General features: G+C 70.4%; 21 protein-coding genes. 4 read left to right on the top strand and 17 right to left on the bottom strand.

Going from position 1 to position 17,799, the window contains the following annotated elements:
• Positions 1 to 309, bottom strand: a 309-nt coding sequence (locus KGQ19_RS27610; protein WP_212013856.1) for a PadR family transcriptional regulator, incomplete at its 3' end; no start/stop codon positions are given.
• A gap of 140 nt (positions 310 to 449) precedes the next feature.
• Between KGQ19_RS27610 and KGQ19_RS27605 the strand changes: the two genes are divergently transcribed.
• Together KGQ19_RS27605 and KGQ19_RS27600 are read left to right on the top strand one after the other, a co-directional pair.
• Positions 450 to 869, top strand: a complete 420-nt coding sequence (locus KGQ19_RS27605) for a YciI family protein (protein ID WP_212013854.1) — start codon at positions 450 to 452, stop codon at positions 867 to 869.
• Between the two features lie 116 nt (positions 870 to 985).
• Positions 986 to 2,302, top strand: coding sequence for an RNA polymerase sigma factor (locus KGQ19_RS27600; RefSeq protein ID WP_212013852.1), 1,317 nt, complete (start codon positions 986 to 988; stop codon positions 2,300 to 2,302).
• Positions 2,303 to 2,345: 43 nt separating this feature from the next.
• On the opposite strand, the gene KGQ19_RS27595 is transcribed toward KGQ19_RS27600, so the two are convergent.
• Positions 2,346 to 2,876: a DUF11 domain-containing protein gene (locus KGQ19_RS27595; protein ID WP_212013850.1), complete on the bottom strand. Its 531-nt coding sequence runs from the start codon at positions 2,874 to 2,876 to the stop codon at positions 2,346 to 2,348.
• Between the two features lie 133 nt (positions 2,877 to 3,009).
• Here KGQ19_RS27595 and KGQ19_RS27590 point away from each other — a divergent pair, with 133 nt between their 5' ends.
• Positions 3,010 to 4,407 carry a M64 family metallopeptidase gene (locus KGQ19_RS27590; RefSeq protein WP_212013849.1) on the top strand — a complete coding sequence of 466 codons (1,398 nt, stop codon included), beginning with the start codon at positions 3,010 to 3,012 and terminating at the stop codon, positions 4,405 to 4,407.
• A 56-nt stretch (positions 4,408 to 4,463) separates the two neighbouring features.
• On the opposite strand, the gene KGQ19_RS27585 is transcribed toward KGQ19_RS27590, so the two are convergent.
• The 4 genes from KGQ19_RS27585 to ygfZ all read right to left on the bottom strand — a co-directional run bounded on the left by KGQ19_RS27585 (position 4,464) and on the right by ygfZ (position 8,279).
• Positions 4,464 to 5,462 carry a DUF5996 family protein gene (locus KGQ19_RS27585; RefSeq protein WP_212013846.1) on the bottom strand — a complete coding sequence of 333 codons (999 nt, stop codon included), beginning with the start codon at positions 5,460 to 5,462 and terminating at the stop codon, positions 4,464 to 4,466.
• 86 nt (positions 5,463 to 5,548) lie between these two features.
• The gene (locus KGQ19_RS27580; RefSeq protein WP_212013844.1) at positions 5,549 to 6,505 is read right to left on the bottom strand and encodes an asparaginase; all 957 of its coding nucleotides are present in this window, start codon (positions 6,503 to 6,505) and stop codon (positions 5,549 to 5,551) included.
• An 8-nt stretch (positions 6,506 to 6,513) separates the two neighbouring features.
• The gene (locus KGQ19_RS27575) at positions 6,514 to 7,074 is read right to left on the bottom strand and encodes an RsiG family protein (protein WP_212013842.1); all 561 of its coding nucleotides are present in this window, start codon (positions 7,072 to 7,074) and stop codon (positions 6,514 to 6,516) included.
• A gap of 197 nt (positions 7,075 to 7,271) precedes the next feature.
• Positions 7,272 to 8,279, bottom strand: a complete 1,008-nt coding sequence (gene ygfZ / locus KGQ19_RS27570; protein WP_212013840.1) for a CAF17-like 4Fe-4S cluster assembly/insertion protein YgfZ — start codon at positions 8,277 to 8,279, stop codon at positions 7,272 to 7,274.
• A gap of 142 nt (positions 8,280 to 8,421) precedes the next feature.
• On the opposite strand from ygfZ, the gene KGQ19_RS27565 reads away from it, so the two are divergent.
• The gene (locus tag KGQ19_RS27565; RefSeq protein ID WP_212013838.1) at positions 8,422 to 9,855 is read left to right on the top strand and encodes a gluzincin family metallopeptidase; all 1,434 of its coding nucleotides are present in this window, start codon (positions 8,422 to 8,424) and stop codon (positions 9,853 to 9,855) included.
• Here the strand turns inward: KGQ19_RS27565 and KGQ19_RS27560 are convergent.
• The 11 genes from KGQ19_RS27560 to KGQ19_RS27515 form a co-directional block, all read right to left on the bottom strand.
• Complete coding sequence (locus tag KGQ19_RS27560) at positions 9,815 to 10,282, bottom strand: Fur family transcriptional regulator (RefSeq protein ID WP_212013836.1); 468 nt, start codon at positions 10,280 to 10,282, stop codon at positions 9,815 to 9,817. The two genes, KGQ19_RS27565 and KGQ19_RS27560, sit on opposite strands and share 41 nt — an antisense overlap.
• A 68-nt stretch (positions 10,283 to 10,350) precedes the next feature.
• The gene (locus KGQ19_RS27555; protein WP_212013834.1) at positions 10,351 to 10,884 is read right to left on the bottom strand and encodes a heme-binding beta-barrel domain-containing protein; all 534 of its coding nucleotides are present in this window, start codon (positions 10,882 to 10,884) and stop codon (positions 10,351 to 10,353) included.
• 349 nt (positions 10,885 to 11,233) lie between these two features.
• Positions 11,234 to 11,533 (bottom strand): DUF1416 domain-containing protein, encoded by a 300-nt coding sequence (locus KGQ19_RS27550; protein ID WP_212013832.1) that lies wholly within the window; start codon positions 11,531 to 11,533, stop codon positions 11,234 to 11,236.
• On the bottom strand, positions 11,530 to 12,393 hold the full coding sequence (locus KGQ19_RS27545; protein WP_212013830.1) for a sulfurtransferase: 864 nt from the start codon (positions 12,391 to 12,393) through the stop codon (positions 11,530 to 11,532). The genes KGQ19_RS27550 and KGQ19_RS27545 overlap by 4 nt, the downstream gene beginning before the upstream one ends.
• A 224-nt stretch (positions 12,394 to 12,617) precedes the next feature.
• Positions 12,618 to 12,698: an Ms5788A family Cys-rich leader peptide gene (locus KGQ19_RS52975; protein ID WP_344661945.1), complete on the bottom strand. Its 81-nt coding sequence runs from the start codon at positions 12,696 to 12,698 to the stop codon at positions 12,618 to 12,620.
• A 100-nt stretch (positions 12,699 to 12,798) separates the two neighbouring features.
• A complete protein-coding gene (locus KGQ19_RS27540; protein ID WP_212013828.1) occupies positions 12,799 to 13,560 on the bottom strand; it encodes an anti-sigma factor family protein in 762 nt (253 codons plus the stop codon).
• Entirely contained in the window at positions 13,557 to 14,093 is a 537-nt protein-coding gene (locus KGQ19_RS27535) for a sigma-70 family RNA polymerase sigma factor (protein ID WP_212013826.1), read from the bottom strand. The genes KGQ19_RS27540 and KGQ19_RS27535 overlap by 4 nt, the downstream gene beginning before the upstream one ends.
• Before the next feature lie 208 nt (positions 14,094 to 14,301).
• Entirely contained in the window at positions 14,302 to 15,063 is a 762-nt protein-coding gene (locus KGQ19_RS27530) for an LmeA family phospholipid-binding protein (RefSeq protein ID WP_212013824.1), read from the bottom strand.
• Positions 15,060 to 16,388, bottom strand: coding sequence for a hypothetical protein (locus KGQ19_RS27525; RefSeq protein WP_212013810.1), 1,329 nt, complete (start codon positions 16,386 to 16,388; stop codon positions 15,060 to 15,062). Before KGQ19_RS27525 ends, KGQ19_RS27530 begins: the two co-directional genes overlap by 4 nt.
• A gap of 52 nt (positions 16,389 to 16,440) precedes the next feature.
• The gene (locus tag KGQ19_RS27520) at positions 16,441 to 16,692 is read right to left on the bottom strand and encodes a MoaD/ThiS family protein (protein WP_212013808.1); all 252 of its coding nucleotides are present in this window, start codon (positions 16,690 to 16,692) and stop codon (positions 16,441 to 16,443) included.
• The gene (locus KGQ19_RS27515; RefSeq protein WP_212013806.1) at positions 16,689 to 17,705 is read right to left on the bottom strand and encodes an alpha/beta hydrolase; all 1,017 of its coding nucleotides are present in this window, start codon (positions 17,703 to 17,705) and stop codon (positions 16,689 to 16,691) included. Before KGQ19_RS27515 ends, KGQ19_RS27520 begins: the two co-directional genes overlap by 4 nt.
• Between the last annotated feature and the right edge of the window lie 94 nt (positions 17,706 to 17,799).

The raw sequence follows: 17,799 nt of genomic DNA, 5'->3' as shown, positions 1-17,799 counted from the left end.
GAACACCCGCTCCACCGCCGCCGAGAACGACCGCCACTCGCTGCGCCGCTCCTCGGCCGAGCGCCGGCCGGCAGCCGTCAGGCTGTAGACCCGCCGCCGTCGGCCCGCCACCTCGGACCACCCGCTGGCCACCAGCCCGGCCCGCTCCAGCCGGTGCAGCGCCGGGTACACCGAGCCCTCCGGCAGGTCGAAGACCCCGCCGCTGCGGTCGCGCAGCGCGTCGATGAGTCCGTAGCCGTGCGACGGGCCGGTGGTGAGCACCGCCAGCACCAGGCCGTCGAGGTGTCCGCGCATCATGTCCTGACTCATACCTAGGAAGCCTAGGCTTAGAATGTCTTGGCATCAACCCGCGCCGAAGAAATCTTCCGACCCGGTGTCGATCCCGCCTCGCGCCGTCCGACGCCTTCGTGGAGGCTGGACCGACCAGCCGTCAGTCGAGGAGCGATCACATGCCGAGGTTCATGGTCTTCATCAAGGGCGACGAGGGCTCCGAGGCCGGCGCGATGCCGCCGACCGACCTGTTCGAGGAGATGATCGCCTACAACGAACAGCTGGCCAAGGCCGGGGTGCTGCTGGCCGCCGAAGGCCTCAAGCCGACGCAGGCCGGCGCGAAGGTGCGGTTCGACGACAAGGAGCGGCGCACCGTCCTCGACGGGCCGTTCACCGAATCCAAGGAGGTCGTCGCCGGGTACTGGCTGCTCCAGACCTCCTCGCTGCAGGAGGCGCTGGAGTGGGTCAAGCGCGCGCCGCTCTCCGGCGGCGCGACGTTGGAGGTGCGGCCGATCTTCGAGATGAGTGAGCTCGGGCCGGAGTTCACGCCGGAGCTGCGGGAAGCGCAGCAACAGCTGCGCGAGCAGCTCGGCGGGTAACGGCCGCGCGGCCGGCTCATCCCCGGGCGGCTCACCCCGCCCCGAGCGGGGCACCCGGCCAGTGCACCCGGTCAGTACACCCGGCCACCCGGCGCGCCGGCTGCCAGACTGGCTGCATGGCGCAGACGTCCGAGACGGTCGAGGCGGTCTGGCGGCTGGAGGCGGCCCGGGTGGTGGCCACCCTGGCCCGCTACACCGGCGACCTGGGTCTGGCCGAGGAGCTGGCCCAGGACGCGCTGGTCGCGGCGCTGGAACAGTGGCCGGCCGCAGGGGTGCCGGCCAAGCCCGGCGCCTGGCTGACCGCCGTCGGCAAGCGGCGCGCCGTGGACCACTTCCGGCGGACCGAGACGCTGCGCCGCAAGGTCGGCGAGCTCGGCCGGGAGCTGGCGATCGACGGCGAGGGCTACGAGGCCGACCTGGCCGGCGCGGACGCCGCCGCCGACGACACCGCGATCGACGACGACCTGCTCCGCCTGGTCTTCACCGCCTGTCACCCGGTGCTGTCCGCCGAGGCGCGGGTCGCGCTGACGCTGCGCGTCCTCGGCGGCCTGACCACCGCCGAGATCGCCCGCGCCTTCCTGATCCCGCAGGCCTCGGCCGCGCAGCGGATCGTACGGGCCAAGCGCACCCTGGCCGACGCCGGCGTCCCGTTCGAGGTCCCCGACGGCCCGGAGCGGCGACGGCGCCTGGCCTCGGTCCTGGAGGTCGTCTACCTGATCTTCAACGAGGGCTACGCGGCCACCGCCGGCGACGCCTGGCTGCGGGCCGATCTGTGTGCGGAGGCGCTGCGGCTGGGCCGGGTGCTGGCCGGGCTGATGCCGGCCGAGCCGGAGGTGCCCGCGCTGGTGGCGCTGATGGAGATCCAGGACTCGCGGCGGCACGCGCGGACCGGGCCCGACGGCGAGCCGGTGCTGCTGCTGGATCAGGACCGTGCGAAGTGGGACCGGCTGCAGATCGAGCGGGGGCTGACGGCGCTGGTCCGCGCGGACCAGGCGTTACAGAGTGCTGAGACCGCACAGAGCGCTGAGACGGCCGAGCCGGGTCCGTATCACCTGCAAGCCGCGCTGGCCGCCTGCCATGCCCGGGCCCGCACCGCCGAGGACACCGACTGGCCGCTCATCGCCGCCCTCTACGGCCGGCTGGTCCAGCAGACCCGCTCCCCGGTCGTGGAGTTGAACCGCGCGGTCGCGGTCGGCATGGCCGAGGGTCCCGAAGCCGGGCTGGCCATCACCGAGGCACTCACCGGCCTGCGCGCGATGCAGGACTACCACCTGCTGCCCGGCGTGCGCGGCGACCTGCTCTTCCGGCTCGGCCGGCACGCCGAGGCCCGGGCCGAGTTCGAGCGGGCGGCCGAGCTGACCGCCAACACGCGGGAGCGCGCACTGTTGCTGGCGCGCGCCGCCGCGTGCGGGGAACGACCGCGCAGGGCTTGATCGCAGCCCTGATCGCAGCCCTGGTCTTGGAGCCTGATTCAGCTCACTTGCTCAGGTCGACGACGTCCGACATGCAGTCGGGCTGCGGCTCCCAGCCGCTGTCGCAGGCGCCGGGCTCGGACCGGGTGTCGTACTGGTCGCTGCGGACCACCTCGGTCGTGGTCCGGATGAAGCCGGCGTTCTCGTCCGGGATCGTGGTGAACACCGAGAACTCGGCGTGCCCGCCGGCCGGGATGGTCCCCAGGTCGGTCTCGAAGTCCATCGGCTTGGCCGGGTCGAAGCGGTCCGGGATCGGCTTGCAGGCCTCGCGGTTCTGCGCGTCGGCCTCGCAGTCCCAGCCGGTGGTGCGCAGGACCACGCCGGTGGCGGTGTCCGGGCCGTTGTTGGTGACGATGATGTCGTAGCCCAGATCGTTGTTGTCGGTGAAGATCGGGCCGCGGTGGGTGACGGTCAGCTGGATCCGACCGTTGTCGGCGTTTCCGGCGTGCGCCTGGGCCGGGACGGCGCCGGCCACGCCCGCGACGGCGGCGAAAGCCAGCGTCGCGAAGGCCACGGGGAGGTTTCGCAGAGTCATGGGTCACAGCTTCGCCGGGCCGGGCCGGGCGAGCCGCATTCGTGCCGCCGAAAGGATGAATTCCGGCGTTTCCGGCCGCGTCGGTGAGGTCACTGCCGCCTTTCCGGACGAAATGCGGAGTTTGAATGGCCGCATGCTCCGTCACACCCTTGACGACCACCGCCGCCGCGGGCCCCGCCGGGCCGCGGCCGTCGCCCTGCTGTCCGCGACCCTGGGCGCCTGCCTGCTGGCCGCCTCCGCCGCGGGCCCGGCCTCGGCCGGGGCCGTCCGCTTCGGCGACACCCACGCCAACGCCGACAACCGCGGCGACATGCTGTTCGAGACGTTCTCCCCGGACGGCAGCATCACGCTGCGGCACGGCGGCGACGACCACGCGCCCCAGGCCCTGCCGACCCCCCGCGACCTGCACCTGGCCCCCGGCGGCCTGCCGACGGCCAGCGGCCCGGTACTGGTGCCGATGCACGAGAACGGCCGCCACGACAACCGGATCGACCTGGTCTTCGTCGGCGACGGCTACACCGCCTCGGAGCTGCCGGTCTTCGCGCAGTCGGCGGAGAACGCCTGGCAGGCGCTGATGAACTACGAGCCCTACAAGACCTACCAGAACTTCTTCGACGCCTCGCGCATCGACATCGCCTCCCCGGTCTCGGGCATCTCCAACGACCCGACCAACGGGATCACCAAGCAGACCCCGCTGGGCATGCACTTCTGGTGCCACGGCATCGACCGGCTGCTGTGCGTGGACACCAAGGCCGCCAACGCCTACGCCAACCTGGTGCCCGGCATCAACCACGTGATCTCCATCGCGCACACCGCCACCTACGGCGGCGCCGGCGGCTCGATCACCACGCTGGCCGGGGAGAACCAGAGCTCGGACGGCGTGATCGTGCACGAGATGGCGCACACCATCGCGGGCCTGGGCGACGAGTACGACGTCCCCTACGACACCGCCGGCGGCAGCGACTCGGACCTGGCGAACATCACCTCGCAGTCCGCGGCGCAGATGACGGCCAACCACACCAAGTGGTGGCGCTGGATCGGCAAGCCGAGCCCGGACGGCGGCACCGTCGGCGCCTACGACGGCGCGAACTACTACGCCCACGGCTTCAACCGCCCCTCGCAGAACTCCGAGATGCGCGCCCTGGGCCAGCCGTTCAACCCGCCGTCGACCGAGGCGCTGATCGAGTCCTTCTACCTGAGCCGCTACGGCCAGGGCTCGATCAACCCGATCGACTCGATGACCCCGGCCCCGACCCGGAACGGCATCACCGCCAAGAACGGCGTCACGCTCACCGCCAACCTGATCCCGCTGGTCGGCCAGAATTACACGGTCTACTGGGGCGTCAACGGCACCGCGGTGTCCGGCTCGCTGGGCAAGACCAGCCTGGACCTGACGAACGCGCCGCTCAAGGCGGGCCAGTGGAACCAGGTGCTGGTCTACGTCATCGACAACAACCCGGCGGTCGCCGACCCGGACTTCCGGGCGAAGAACATGACCAAGTCCGCGATGTGGTGGGTGTGGGGCGGCTGACGCTGTCCCCCTAGCTCTTCCAGCTATTCCAGTTCTTCCAGCACATCAAGCACCGCTCAGGGCCGCTCGGGCCAATACCGGATCCCGAGCGGCTCTTTGCTGCGCAGCACCGGATCGGTGATGCCGTCCCAACAGGCCAGCGCCGCGTGATCCCAGTGCGCGAGTTCGGCGCCGGCTTCATAGGCGGACTCGTAGAACGCCAACGCGCAGCCCACCGGGTCCTCCGACATGCGGGCCTCGTTGTAGGAGTAGTACGCGGTGTGGCTCCCGCGGGCCGTGACCCAACGGGCCGGACCGGGACGCAGGGTCTTCTCCTCGATGCCCTTGGGCTCGGGATACGTGTAGGAGTAGAACGTCGGCTCCGGGGTGTCGGGGTCGCCGTACCAGAACCCTGAGCTGATCTGCTCGCGGGAGTAGGACTCGCGGGTCGCCTCGTCCATGCCCTCCGACGCGGGGATCTGGTGCGGCGAATAGCGCTGGGTCGCGATGTCGAAGGTGTGCCAGAAGACCTGGACCGGGCTGACCTTGCCGGAGAACGTCGCGCTGAACTCCTCCAGGATGCGTCCCACCTGGCTGTAGACGCGGAAGGCGCGGTGCGCGTGTTCGGGCACGTAGGTCTTGTGCTCCGTGTCCTGCGCGAACGGCCGCTCCTTGTCCGGGAGGTCGTACGGATACGGCTTCGCGATGTGCGGGTCGACGTCCAGCGTGCGCAGCGCTTCCTGGGTCTGGGTGTAGAAGGACGCCACGGTCTGGTCGGTCAGCGGGACCAGCGCCTGGCCGCCGTGGTCGGTGTCGATGCGCAGGACGTGGTCGAAGAAGTCGAATTCGCAGGTGAACAACGGGCCCTGCCGCGCCGTTCCGAGCTCGGCCGTGGACCAGCCGCGCGGCCGGTTCCGCAGGGTCATGTGCCACCAGTGGTTGCGCCGGATCCCGTGGGCCAGGGCGATCTTGCCGACGATCTGCAGGTAGCGGTGCAGGGTCTCGCGCGTCGCCCGCCACTCGTCGTACGGGATCTCGGGAAGGACTTCCGTCGGGGTCCACATCCGCTCGGTCATATCGGCGAGCCTAAGCGGGAATGCGGCGGGGCGCCCGTCCGGTGGGGAGCCCGTCCTGCGGGCTCCCCACCGGGAAGGTGCCGTCCCTAGATCATCGAGCGCACGGCGCCGACCGGGTGCCCGCCGCCGAGCAGCGGCGACTCGGCGTAGCGGCCGAGCACCGGGGCCTCGACGCCGAGCCGGCGCAGCGCGGCCACCAGCACCGGGCCCACGGCGCGCCGGTCGTGGTCGCCGTCGCCGACCTTGAGCGCGACCGCGCGGCCGTCGGGCAGCGCCACCGCCTGGACGCCCTCGGCGCCGCCCTTGGCCAGCAGGCCGGGGATGCCGGCCATCAGGTCGGTGTCGAGGCGGTCGGTGCCCGAGACGTACTCGGGGTGGGCGCGCATGGCGTCGGCGACCCGGCGTTCGGGGGTCTGCGGGTCGGCCAGGACGGCGTTGCGGAAGGCGCGGGCCAGGCCGACGAGGGAGATGCCGTAGAGCGGGGCGCCGCAGCCGTCGACGGCGTCCCGGGTGACCGGCTCGCCGGACAGGCGTTCCACGGCGGCCCGGGCGGCGCGCTGCATCGGGTGGTCCGGAGCCAGGTAGTCGACGGTCGGCCAGTGATTGATCACACAGGTGGCGAGCATCGCGGCGTGCTTGCCGGAGCAGTTCATCGTGATCCGCTGCTGCTCACCGCCGGAGCGGACCAGCGCCAGCTTCGCCTGCTCGGCCAGCGGCCAGTCCGGCGGGCAGGCCAGCGCCTGCTCGTCCAGGCCGGCCCCGGCCAGGATCCTGCGCACGCCCTCCAGGTGGAAGGGCTCGCCGGCGTGCGAGGCCGCGGCCAGCGCCAGGAGCTCGCCGGTCAGGTCCAGGCCGTTCTCCAGCATCCCGATCGCCTGCATCGGTTTGTTGCTGGACCGCGGCAGCATCACCGCCTCGACGTCGCCGTACGCGAACTCCACGCTCCCGTCGGCGGCCAGGGCCACGAGGCGGCCGTCGTGCCAGCCCTCCGTGAACCCGGAGCGGACTATCTCAGCGAGGGGGACGACACCTTGTGCGGTCATGTGCGGTACTACTCCATCTTCTGCTCCTCATTGAGCAGATCGTCGACGGTTGCCTGCCCCTCACGGTAGCGGCGGGCCAGCTCGGCCGCGAACCGGTCGATCACCGCCTGCGCGATCCGCCGATACTCGGATACCTCCCGCTCATAGGCCTTCAGCGTCAACCGGGCCTCGGCCAGCCGCGCGTCGGACAGGTCCAGCACGATCGCCGGCCCCGCCGCGTCGATCCGCTCCTCCATCTGCGACCGGTACTCCCCGGGATCGGGGTCCGGCAGGAGCCCGATGTCCATATGGCGCGGCGAGCGCGCGTTCGCCGGCGGGTCGTCGGCGAGGATCGCCGCCAGCGACTGCACCAGCGGCTCGGCCGACCCGGCGGCGCGCCGCCGCAGCTCGGCATCGATTATGTCGATCCGGCCGTGCAGAACGCGGCGGAGATAGGAGAGCTCGCTCTCCTCCCGGAGCGCGTCCCCGCGCTCCCGCCGGATGGCGGCTACTTCAAGGGCCTCGACCTCCGCGCCCGGCCGCCGGGCGGCGATCAGGACGCGGTCGAGTCTGGTGGCGTGGGTGCCCATAACAGCATCGTTCCATGCAGGGGAATAGTGCGGATCGAGGTTGGCCCTATCGCCACCCGATCGCGATGGCGTGGCGCGGGCGCGGAACCGGTCCGGCGGCGGTCGCCGGGGTGGTCAGAGCCATGGCCGGGTTATACCCCTATCGCACGAAGCTGTTACACGGGTTCTGTAACCCGTTTAATCTGTACCCCGTTCAACTAGTGTGCGGCCCGGAAGGCCGGCCGCCGGTTCGCCCCGGCATCCGGCGCCACCACAACCTCCTGCGCCGCCGGAATCCCGTCGGCCAGCAGCTCCTCCTCAACCGGAGTGTTGCGCTTCACGATGGCCAGGGCCACGTGCCCCAGCTCGTAGTGCCGCGCCGCGGACGTCACCTGCCCGACCACGCGGCCGTCCCGCGTCGTCACCTCCGCACCGTGCGCGGGCAGGCGCTCGGGGGTGCCGTCCAGGTGCAGGAAGACCAGGCGGCGCGGGGGGTGGCCGAGGTTGTCCACGCGGGCGACCGTTTCCTGGCCGCGGTAGCAGCCCTTGTTCAGGTGCACCGCGCCCGGGTGGCCCTCGGTAGCGATCCAGTCGAGCTCGTGCGGGATGGTGCGGTCGTCCGTCTCCAGGCCGACGCGGGGGCGGTGCGCGGCGACGCGGAGCGCTTCGTAGGCCCACATGCCGACGGGGTCGCCCGCACCGCCGTCCTTGGCGAAGTCCGCCAGGCGCTCCCTGGGGAGGAACAGTTCGCGGCCCAGGTCTGTCTCGCGGGCGAGGACGCCGTCGGGGACCGGGCCGGTGGTGAGGACGAGGGCGTAGCGGTCGGTCACGTCCTCCGGCTCGACGCGCATCATGAAGCGCATCTTCTCCAGGAAGGCCAGCACCTCCGGCGCGGTGCCCGGTTCCACGTGGAACCAGGTCGCGGTGCCGTCGTCCACCAGGTAGAGCGCGTGCTCGACCCGGCCCTGCGGCGACAGGATCAGCGCCTCAACCGCCGCCCCCGGCTTCAGCGCCTCCAGGTGCTGGCTGGTGAACGAGTGCAGCCAGGTCAGCCGGTCCGGGCCGGCCACCCGCAGCACCCCGCGGTGCGACAGGTCCACGAACCCGCGCCGCTCCTCGGCCAGCCTGCGCTGCTCGCCGTGCGGATCGCCGTAGTGCGCGGCGACGCCTTCGTCCGGCGGGTCGGCCGGGACCGCGGCGGGCAGGGTCAGCAAAGGGCTCTTCATGGCTCTAGTCTCTCCTATCGCAAAGCGCCTGCTACGCTGCCGTTTGCCCGGCAATAGGCGACGGCGGCGACCAGCGTGGGGCTCGTCACGGGGTAGTGCACGGGGCAGTCAACAGGGTGCAACACGCAGGGCGGGGAATTCGATGGCAAGGCCGACACGGGTCGCGTGGACGGCTTCCGGTGCCCTGGTGGTGGTCGGTGCGGTCGCGATCGGCGGGCTGGCCGCGGGGGCGGCCAGGCACACCGGACACGACGCGCCGGCCGGGAAAGCGCTGGTCCGCTCGCACGAGACGAGCGGTTCCGCCGAGCGCGGCGGGCAGAACAGCCGGGACACCTCGACGCCGATCAAGGGCAGCGGCTCCCGCCCCGACTCCGTCAGCTCGGCGTCCACCGCCGACGTGTCCATCTCGGCCGACGACATCAAGGCCTTCGTAGCCGCCCACTCCGCCGCCCTGAAGAGCAAGAACCGGGCGGCCTTCATCGCGGGCTTCGACACCAAGCACCCGGACCTGGCGCTCCATGAGGGCCAGCTGTTCGACAACCTGCGGAAGATCCCGCTCACCACGGCGTCGTACTCGGTGAGCACCGTCTCCGGTTCCGGTGCCACGGCAACCGCCGTCGTGACGTTCGTCCACCAGATCACCGGCGTGGACAGCGTCCCGGTCGTGGAACGCTACAAGTGGACCGTCCAGCGCACCGCCGCGAACGGCCCCCTAGAAGTCGTCGCAGTCAGCGGCGCCCCGGCGGAACACAACTACCCGGCTCCCTGGGACGCGGTCGCCGGCCTGACCGTGCTGACCAAGCCCAAGGTGGTGATCATGGCGGACGACTCTTCGGCTGCCTTCGCCAAGAGCCACGCAAGCGCTCTGGAGAGCGACGCAGAGTACGACCTCTCCCACTGGACCGGCGGCCCCGGTACCGCCCCCGGCTTCGCGGTGTTCCTCACCGCCGACCGGGCGCGCTACGAGGGGATATACAGCCAGGACCGCGCGGAGTCGGTCGGGGTGACGGTACCGATCGCCGCGGCGGGGAACACTGGGAACATTGAGAACACCAGCGGTTTCTACCCGAGCTCCCGTATAGCGGTGGACACCACGCAGTACAAGAACCTCGCCACCGTCGACGCGGACATAGTGTTCAAGCACGAGATGGCGCACGCCATGATCGGCCCGTTCGACGACCAGAGCGCGGCGTCTGGACAGAACCACCTGTGGGTCGTAGAGGGCTTCGCGGAGTGGGAATCGCAGCGGATGTACTCCACAGCGGACCTGCTCTACAACGGCGTCTCTCTGCACGCCTACCTGGCCAAGCACAGCATCCCCACCGCGCTCCCCACGGACAGCCAGGTCTACAGCGCCAACGCCGACGTCTCGGGCCTCGGCTACTTCTACTCACACATGGCGATGCGCTACATAGCCGCAAAATACAGCCCGGCGAAGGTCGATCAGTTCGTGCTGTATGTGTACAAGCACGCGACGGGCTCCACGTGTGTGGACGACGCGATGAAGAACGTCCTGGCGACCACCACGGTCCAGTTCACGCAGGGTTTTGAGAAGTGGCTGCGGAGTTCTGTGTAGAGCTGAGCTCTCTGCAATCCCCGCACATCCCGAACACCGCCAGGTGCCGCACATCCGTCTCGAACCCGTAGTCCTGCATCAACCGCTGCACCAGCGGCTCGGCCGCGGAATCCGCCGCCTCCAGGATGCGCCCGCAGCCCCGGCACACCAGATGCACGTGCGCGGGCTGGTCAGCCGTGTGGTAGATCTGTGCGCCGTGCCCGAGGTGGGTGTGGGTGACCAGGCCCAGCTCCTCTAGGAGCTCCAGCGTCCGGTACACCGTGGAGAGGTTCACGCCGCGAGCGGTGCGCCGCACCTCTTCGCAGATCGTTTCAGGCGTGGCGTGGTCGAGGGAGGCCACGGCCTGCAGGACGAACTGGCGCTGCGGCGTGAGGCGGTAGCCCTTCGCGCGCAGCTCCTTCGTCAGGTCCGTGGGCGCGGTCTCCATACCACTACTATCCCACCGGACGGTGACAGCGGTCGCCACCATCCATTAGCGCGTCCGGCGCGCATTGCTTACTTAACCGGCTTGAGCTGGGCCGAAAGGTGTGACTGCATCGACTGGCCCACGGCCGCCATGTCGAAGGCCCACAGCAGCTCGCCCTGGACCAGTCCGTAGAGCCGGTGGCCGGCGGTGTACTCCTTGGCCGTCTCGGTGCGGGCGACCACGTCGGTGCGCAGCTCGACCTTCGCGCCGTCGGCCTCGCCGACCCAGATCTCGGAAATGCCGGTCGGGTGCGCCAGGACCACCTCGAGGATGGTGCGGGTGGTACCCGCGGTCCCGTTCTCCTCGGTGCGCTCCATCGGACGCCAGTAGCCGGACTCCGAGGCCAGCGGGCGGACCTGGTTGCCGTCGTCGTCGAGCAGCCAGGAGCGGGACTCGTACTTCAGGAACGGCTTGTCCGGCGTGTAGGAGAACACGGCCTCCTGCCCGAAGTTGAACGACTCGATGGTCGGGTACCCCCCGACCCCCGCGCCGGCCCAGGTGCCCAGCAGGAACGCCAGCGGCACGCAGTTCGGGTGCAGGTCGGACGGGATCTCCAGCGGCATCAGCTCTGGCCCTTGAACAGCCGCAGCACCGTGAAGGACGCGAACCACACGACGGCGAGGGCCACCAGGACCAGGAGGATGTCGAAAAGAGTCTGGACGCTCATGGTGGGGAGTTTATCGGAGCGGGTGGGCAGGCGTTCGGTGACCTGGGTCTCTTCGGGTGTCGGAAAACGTGTCGGAGAGCGGTGCCGGAGAACGGTGCCCGAAAACAAAGACGGCGCCCGCCCCCGATCTCGTGATCGGTGGGCGGGCGCTCCCCTCATACGCTCAGATCCAGGTGTGCACAGATCCAAGAGTGCACAGATCCAAGAGTGCGCAGATCCAAGGGCGCACAGCTCCGCACGCCGGCTCACACCGCGAGCGCGACCTCCGCGACCTCGCCCAGCGCGGCCCGCACCTCGGCGTCGACGGTCCCGCCCGGCACCAGCGCGCGCACGGTCCAGGTGCCCGGCGCGGCGAAGAAGCGGAAGCCGCCCTCGGGGCTGGTCGGCACCTCGGCGGTGAACTCGCCGGTGCTGTCCAGCAGCCGCACGTATCCGCTCACCGGCGCGCCGTCCCGGCTGACCGCACCCTGGATGACAGTTTCCTTGGCCACGTCCACTCCTTCGATGCTGAATCCGCCGGCGGGGGCGCCGCACGAGGCCGTCACTGCTGGCCGCCCTCGGGCGCGCCCGGGTTCGAGCCGAGCGAGACCGGCACGCCGACCAGCGAGCCGTACTCGGTCCACGAACCGTCGTAGTTCTTCACGTTGCTCTGGCCCAGCAGCTCGTGCAGCACGAACCAGGTGTGGGCCGAGCGCTCGCCGATCCGGCAGTAGGCGATGGTGTCCTTGGACAGGTCCACGCCCTCGGCCTCGTAGAGCGCGGTCAGCTCCTCGTCGGAGCGGAACGTGCCGTCGTCGTTGGCCGCCTTGGACCACGGGATGTTGTGCGCGGTCGGGACGTGGCCCGGACGCTGGGACTGCTCCTGCGGCAGGTGGGCCGGGGCCAGCAGCTTGCCCGAGTACTCGTCGGGGCTGCGCACGTCGACCAGGTTGGAGCTGCCGATCGCGGCCACGACGTCGTCGCGGTAGGCGCGGATGGCCTGGTCCTGCGGCCCGGCGGTGTAGCTGGTCGCGGACCGGGTCGGCTGCTCGACGACCAGCTCGCGGGAGTCCAGCTCCCACTTCTTGCGGCCGCCGTCCAGCAGCTTCACGTCGCCGTGGCCGTAGAGCTTGAAGTACCAGTACGCGTAGGACGCGAACCAGTTGTTGTTGCCGCCGTAGAGCACCACGGTGTCGTCGTTGGCGATGCCGCGCTCGGACAGCAGCGCCTGGAACTGCTCCTGGTTCACGAAGTCGCGGCGGACCGGGTCCTGCAGGTCGCGCTTCCAGTCGATCCGGACGGCGTTGCGGATGTGGTTCTTGTCGTAGGCGGCGGTGTCCTCGTCGACCTCGACGAGGACGACCTTCGGATCGTCCAGGTGCGCCTGGACCCAGTCGGCGTCCACCAGGACGTCATTGCGACTCATGATGGGAGTCCTCCGGATGTTTCGGGGTTCGGATCGGAGTGCGGGGCCGTGCCCGGCGGACGCGGTTGTTCCACGGCGGCGGGCGTACAGCATGCGGGCATGCGAGAAGCACGTGCGTGTCTGGCTTGGGTCCGCGCTGAAGGCAGAGGGTCGCCCGTCCTACGACGAGGGGGCTTCGTGTCCCCGAAGAACCGGGATCACGGACAGCAACCGACCCTCCAGGGTCAGCGCATTCGACACAGGCAGGCGGCGACGCGGCACAGATCGACTGCGCGTCGCTTGGTGAAGTCCGCCTGCTGCTTCATGTCAACGACTCTAGAGACGGCTAGGGGCGGTGTCACGCACGTACCGCAGTGTGAGACGACGGTCTTACGTTTCGTCACCGGCGCTGGTCACACCGGGCCCTCAGGACGTCATCGGCACCGTGATGTCGTAGCCGCCCCAGCTGGCAACCCGCACCTCGAAGTGGTCGATCTGTCCCGGTTGCAGGGAGGTCGCGGCCGGGATGTCGATCGCCTTGCCGGCCACCGACCGCCAGTTCGACAGCGGGACCGCGTCGTGGTTCTTGGCGACGACGTAGAGCGTGCAGTTCAGCCCGTCCGGCGTCCCGCTCATCCGCGCGGTGACCGAGGTGCCCCAGCCGCGGCCCTGGTAGGAGATCTGCGCGGTCACACCGCTCTGTGTCACCGCCGGCAGCGCCTTGCCCGCCACGTCCGCCGTCGGGCCCGGCCGGCCGCTGTGCCCGGCCCAGAACCCGCCGATGAGCAGCACCAGGCCGGCGACGCCGACCAGTATCCGGCGGCGCCACGGCGTCCCGGGCAGCTTCAGCTTCCCCGAAGTCCCTGAAGCACCTGAACCGCCTGAACCGCCTGAACCCCCATGAGCCCGCACCGGAGTCCGGAACGGCAGCCGCTTCCGCGGCTTGGCCGGGATCGGCAGCTCCGGCATCGGCGCCCCGACCAGCCCGATGTCCATGACCCGCTTCACCCCGACGAACGAGGCGTACTCGGCCTGGCACTCCGGGCACTCGGCCAGGTGCCGGCGGACCTCGCGCGCCTCGTCCGGGTCCAGCGCGCCGAGCGCCAGGGCGCCGACCGCGATCCGCAGGTCCTCGTCGTCGCAGGCGCCGGGGCCCGGGCCGGGGCCGGTACCGGGTTCGGGGTTCACGGTTTGATCCCCCGTTCCTCGAACGCGGCCCGCAGGGCGCGCAGCGCGTAATAGGTCCGCGACTTCACGGTGCCCGGGGGAACGCCCAGCACCTCGGCGGCCTCGGCCACCGAGAGCCCCTTGAAGTAGGTCTCCCGGAGCACCGCCCGGTGGTCGGGGCTCAGTGTCGCCATGGCCTCGGCCACCTCCCATCCCAGCAGAATCCGGTCCTGGTCGTCTTGGACGGCGGCGTCCCGCGCCGCCGCGATCGCGAGCCCGTCCTCGCCGCCGACCTCCCTCGGCCGCGAGCGGCGGGCCCGGGCCTGGTCCACCACGATGTTCCGGGCGACCGTGCACAGCCACGCCCGCGGCGAGCCGCGCTCGGGCGCGAACGCCTCGGCGTGCTGCCAGGCCCGCAGGAACGTCTCCTGCACCACGTCCTCGGCCCGGCCACGGTCGCCGTCTGTCAGTTTGAGGACGTAGCCCAGCAACGGACCCGCGTGGTCCGCGTAGAGGGTTTTGAGACGCTCCGCGTCCGCGCTCGCGACGTCCACACCGGGGACACGCAAAGGCGGGGGTTCCGGTTCAACTCGCCGCCGCCACGCCACACGCCGATGATGGCATCCCCGGTGATCGTCCGACAGCGGATCGGGCCGGATGGTGCCCGCCGATCGTGATCCGGGCCAGTCGGAGCCGGATCAGAGCCGGATCGGAGTCAGATCGGAGTCAGATCGGAGTCAGTCAGCGTCAGTCGCCGTCAGGTCAGTTGGAGGAGACGCCCGAACCGGTCACCAGCACATGGTCGGCCTCGGCGAACACCCGCAGCCCGTCGGCCGAGGTCTGCATGTTGGCCATCTGCAGGGTCAGCTGCATCGGCAACTGCCCGACGTTGATCGGGAAGTCGAGCGCGCTCGTCACCCGGCCGGAGAGCCCCACCGAGGAAGACACGATCTTCGACGCGGTCAGCTGGAGCCGGTTGTCCGGACCCAGTGTCAGCTTGCTCTGCACGGTGATCTTTCCCAGTCCCGGGACGTTGCCGGTGATCTGCACGGTGTTGTCCGGCCCGTCGGCCAGCGTCACGTCCACTCCCTGCGCGGCGGCCGCGGACTCCATGTCGGTCCAGCTGAACAGCGCGGTGCCGGACAGGTGGTCGACGTCGGCCTCCTTGAACCCGTCGGACGGAGCGACGCCGTTGAGGTCCACGTGCAGATCGGTCACCCGGACGTTGTTACGGACCACACCGCGCGCGTCCACCGAGACCTTGTCCAGCTTCATGCCGATCAGCTGGGTCAGGAACGGGAAGTTGGCGATGGTGACCGACGGTTTGCTCTCCAGGTTCTGCGACTGCTGGATGCGCTTGGCGATCTGGCTCTCCGCGATCCCCACCGTGATCCGGTCGGCGGCCACGAACAGGCCCGCCAGCACCAGCAGCGTGATCGCCAGCCGGGTCGGCCACCTGCGCCGTCTGGCCGGCGGCGAGTGCGCCCGCCCGTGCCGCTGGTCCAGCCCCTCCTCGGAAGTCATGGGACGAGGATAGCCGCGGCGTAGGAAGCAAGGGCGGCGATCGTGACCGGTATCGCGACCACCGCGGCCCGGCTCGCCCCGAGTTCGGCGTTGCGGGCGGCCAGCAGGGACACGAAACCGCAGACCGCCGCGCCGGCCACCACCGAGGTGGTGTGCAGGGCCGCGGCCGGCAGGAACAGTCCGGTCAGTCCGGCCAGGAGCAGGGCCGATCCGGCGGCGGCCAACGAGCGCACGCTCCCCGGCTCAACGCCGTTGCGCCGGGCCCGCAGGACGGCGTCCGCGGCCACCAGGACGAAGCCGGCGCCGAGCCCGGCCGCGACCGGGATCGCGGCGTCGTCGGGCTGGAACTTGAAGGTCGCCACGGTGCCGGCGAGCGCCGGCAGCGCGGCCACGACGGCGGTGCGGCGGGACGCGAACCCGGCCAGATCCAACACGGCCCAGGCGACGAGGAGTTGGAGCGGCAGGACGACCGCGGCTATCGCCTTGTCGGAGACGAAGGCGGCGATGGCCAGGGCCGCGGTGGCTGCCGCGGTGTAGGGGAGGTGCGACAGCGGAGACAGGGGGGTGCGGCGGGGTTCGGCTGGGGACTCATAGCCGTAGTCGCTGTCGTAGTTGTTGTCATAGCCGCTGTTGTAGCCGTTGTCGTAGCCGCTGTCGTAGGACTCGGGATGCTGCTCGGCGTAGGACTCGGGATGCTGCTCGGCGTAGGACTCGGCTACTGGTGCGGACCGGCTACGGCGGCGGGGCTCTGGAAGCTGTTCCTCATAGGGCTGTTCGTAATAGGGCTGCTCTTGGTAGTGGCCCTGGTCGTACTCCTGCGCGTAGTCCTCGGCATAGCCCTGCGCATGAGGCTCACTAGAGCTGTAGTCATAGCCCGGCTGTTGCTCGTAGCTCGGGTACTGCTCGTAGCTTGGCTGCTGCTGCTCATAGCCCGGCGGGTACTGCTCGTAACCCGGTTGCTGGTCGTAGCTCGGAGCTTCCTGGTAGCCATAGGCAGGGTCTTGCGTGTACTCGGGCGCGTATTCGTAGCCATAGTTCGGCGCCTGTTCATACGCCGGAGCGGCTTCATAGCCATACTGCTGCTCGTAGCCTTGCTGCTCGTAGCCCTGGTACTCGGTGCTCTGGTACTCAACGCCCTGGTACTCGGCTGCCGGCTGCTGCTCGTAGTACTCGTAGCCCTCAGGCTGCTGCGGCTGAGCGTATTGCTCCTGGAAGTACCCCTGCTGTTGGTAGGCCGGATCCTCGATGTAGGGATACTCGGGCTCCTGCTGAGGTAACGGCTCTGGAGCCGCTCGCCCACGCCGTCGGCCCGTGTACTCGCCCACCCTTTGCCTCCCGCCGACTGCTACCCGCCTGAAAGGTACCAGCCGGACCCGCTCAGCCCCCCGCGAACGGCGGCAGCACCTCGACCACCGCGCCGTCGGGCAGCCGCACGTCGGCCGGGTCGCGGCGGCCCACCGGGGTGCCGTCCACCAGGAACGACGCCCGGCGCACCACCTCGCCGAGCCGCGCGCCGTGCCGGGCCACCGCGGCCGTCAGCACGTCGGCCAGTACCTCGTCCTCGAAGGGCTCCTCAGCGATGCCCGCCGCCGCCTTCGCCGCCGCCCAGTAGCGGATCAGCCCGCTCATCCCGCCTCGCCTTCCATGACCTCGCCGGCCTCGCCGAGATCGCTGTTCCGCCCTTTATATCCGGTCTCGCCGGCGCCACGGCTGCCACCGCCGTCACCGCCGCCGCCATCACTGTCGCCATCACCGCCGCCGACAACCGCACCGTCCTCCCCCACCGCGACCCCGACCGGCAGCGCCCGCACCCACCGGCCGATCCGCCCGACCATCTCCCGGCCCGCGGCCTCCCGCGCCGCCGCGGCCTCGGCGTGCCCGAACCCGGGCTCGATCCACAGCTCGCGCGGCTCGCCCGCGGCCGCGTACAGCGCCTCGGCGTGGGTGAGCGGGAAGTACTTGTCGGCGTCGCCGTGCACCACCAACAACGGCACCGGGGAGATCCGTCCCACCAGCTCCATCGGCGACTCCGGCACCGGGTCCCAGCCGTTCGGCAGGATGCGCGTCTTCAGATGCCAGGACGACACCGCGCGGCCGACCGGGTGCTGCACCAGCCAGTGCACCAGCTTCATCGGGCGCGTGGACTTCTCGAACCACCAGCCCGGGCCGCTGACCGAGACCACCGCGTCGGTCGCCGAGCCGGGGCCGACGCCCGAGCCGCACAGCCCGGCGTGCCGCACCACCACGGATGCCCCCATGGAGAAACCGACTGTCGCCACATTCTCGTAACCCAGCACCCGGGCCCACTCGACCGCGGCGTGCAGGTCGAACACCTCGAGGTCACCGAGCGTCGACCGGCCGTGTGACTGTCCGTGACCGCGGAAGTCGAACGCGATGACTCCGCCATATGGACGTAACTGTTTCGCGATCTGGGCCATGTCCCCGGTGCGCCAGGACCCGCTGAAACCGTGGCACAGGACGAACGCCCAACGGCGATCGACACCTGCCCTATGCACGGCGTTAAGCCGGATCCCATCGGCCGTCAACAGTGTCTGACCCGGCTCCACGTGCCCCGAGCTGCGCCTTTGTCCAGGTAAAATACGTGTGAACTCCGGCACGGAAACCTCGGGGAAACGCTTCATGACGGCTATCCTCTCTGACAGAGGATCCGGGCGACGAAGCCCCACGGGTCCTCTATGTGTTTTCTGGCGGGCGCGACAAGAAACGCCCCCGGAC

It is taken from the genome of Catenulispora pinistramenti, from assembly GCF_018274385.1.
GTDB classification, from domain to species: Bacteria; Actinomycetota; Actinomycetes; order Streptomycetales; family Catenulisporaceae; genus Catenulispora; species Catenulispora pinistramenti.
This window is presented reverse-complemented; position numbering and strand designations above follow the sequence as displayed.

Bases quoted from the DNA above. Each gene is read 5' to 3' on its own strand.
- KGQ19_RS27605 (WP_212013854.1), top strand. From the start codon at position 450: ATGCCGAGGTTCATGGTCTTCATCAAGGGCGACGAGGGCTCCGAGGCC.
- KGQ19_RS27600 (WP_212013852.1), top strand. From the start codon at position 986: ATGGCGCAGACGTCCGAGACGGTCGAGGCGGTCTGGCGGCTGGAGGCG.
- KGQ19_RS27595 (WP_212013850.1), bottom strand. From the start codon at position 2,876: ATGACTCTGCGAAACCTCCCCGTGGCCTTCGCGACGCTGGCTTTCGCC.
- KGQ19_RS27590 (WP_212013849.1), top strand. From the start codon at position 3,010: ATGCTCCGTCACACCCTTGACGACCACCGCCGCCGCGGGCCCCGCCGG.
- KGQ19_RS27585 (WP_212013846.1), bottom strand. From the start codon at position 5,462: ATGACCGAGCGGATGTGGACCCCGACGGAAGTCCTTCCCGAGATCCCG.
- KGQ19_RS27580 (WP_212013844.1), bottom strand. From the start codon at position 6,505: ATGACCGCACAAGGTGTCGTCCCCCTCGCTGAGATAGTCCGCTCCGGG.
- KGQ19_RS27575 (WP_212013842.1), bottom strand. From the start codon at position 7,074: ATGGGCACCCACGCCACCAGACTCGACCGCGTCCTGATCGCCGCCCGG.
- ygfZ (WP_212013840.1), bottom strand. From the start codon at position 8,279: ATGAAGAGCCCTTTGCTGACCCTGCCCGCCGCGGTCCCGGCCGACCCG.
- KGQ19_RS27565 (WP_212013838.1), top strand. From the start codon at position 8,422: ATGGCAAGGCCGACACGGGTCGCGTGGACGGCTTCCGGTGCCCTGGTG.
- KGQ19_RS27560 (WP_212013836.1), bottom strand. From the start codon at position 10,282: ATGGAGACCGCGCCCACGGACCTGACGAAGGAGCTGCGCGCGAAGGGC.
- KGQ19_RS27555 (WP_212013834.1), bottom strand. From the start codon at position 10,884: ATGCCGCTGGAGATCCCGTCCGACCTGCACCCGAACTGCGTGCCGCTG.
- KGQ19_RS27545 (WP_212013830.1), bottom strand. From the start codon at position 12,393: ATGAGTCGCAATGACGTCCTGGTGGACGCCGACTGGGTCCAGGCGCAC.
- KGQ19_RS52975 (WP_344661945.1), bottom strand. From the start codon at position 12,698: ATGAAGCAGCAGGCGGACTTCACCAAGCGACGCGCAGTCGATCTGTGC.
- KGQ19_RS27530 (WP_212013824.1), bottom strand. From the start codon at position 15,063: ATGACTTCCGAGGAGGGGCTGGACCAGCGGCACGGGCGGGCGCACTCG.
- KGQ19_RS27520 (WP_212013808.1), bottom strand. From the start codon at position 16,692: ATGAGCGGGCTGATCCGCTACTGGGCGGCGGCGAAGGCGGCGGCGGGC.
- KGQ19_RS27515 (WP_212013806.1), bottom strand. From the start codon at position 17,705: ATGAAGCGTTTCCCCGAGGTTTCCGTGCCGGAGTTCACACGTATTTTA.